This window comes from Xenorhabdus entomophaga (assembly GCF_037996725.1).
In the GTDB taxonomy this organism is placed as follows: Bacteria; Pseudomonadota; Gammaproteobacteria; order Enterobacterales; family Enterobacteriaceae; genus Xenorhabdus; species Xenorhabdus khoisanae.
In genome coordinates this window covers 1-592 of the sequence record NZ_JBBMXH010000314.1, presented here as the reverse complement: position 1 = coordinate 592, position 592 = coordinate 1, and the positions used below count along the sequence as shown (strand labels likewise).

1 protein-coding gene and 1 pseudogene are annotated in these 592 nt (G+C 52.0%); both read left to right on the top strand.

Translation table 11 applies throughout. The annotated features are described in order from the left end of the window. On the top strand, positions 1-239 hold a 239-nt coding region (locus AAC854_RS22940; RefSeq protein ID WP_340619105.1), incomplete at its 5' end, for an antirestriction protein. Positions 240-358: 119 nt separating this feature from the next. After that, a pseudogene (locus AAC854_RS22935) lies at positions 359-592 on the top strand (hypothetical protein); the annotation flags it as partial.

Genomic DNA, 592 nt, shown 5'->3' with positions numbered 1-592 from the left:
CGGACACGCAGTTAAGGGTGACACTCTCGGCTGATGCCTTCGGGCTGACGGTGACGTTAATCGTGCTTGCCCGTATCGCCGCGCTGAATGAGCGGGATGCCTGTCGGTTTTGCGAATTGCGGGAATATGCGAAGCAACATCCAGAAAACGGTCTGGTAGGGTCAGTCATGACATTGAGACTCCACGAGGACTTTATCAGCCCGTCATTAATCGAAAATCAAAATAATAACTCTCACTGACGTTATCAGCCCATGATGCTGTTAACCCTTTTCTTAAGCGCCTGACCAGGGAGCCGAAAACACCTTCCCGGTATCGGGCGGGTGTTTTCTTTATTTGACCTAAAATCAAGGAAATACGTATGAACCCCATTTTTTTACCGGCACCGGATGACACGGGTACGGTATCCCATGAAGAACTGTTTACTGTTCAGGTCACCGGCCTGATGCAGCACCCGCAGGCGCAACAGTTATTGCGGGAGGAAACCCTGACCGTGTGCGAAACGGCTACGGTAACCGAAGCGGTGCAGCGGCTGAAGGTTATTCACCTGCTGGGCGACTGGCCGGTGCCGGAAACGTTATCTCATCAAACGAAA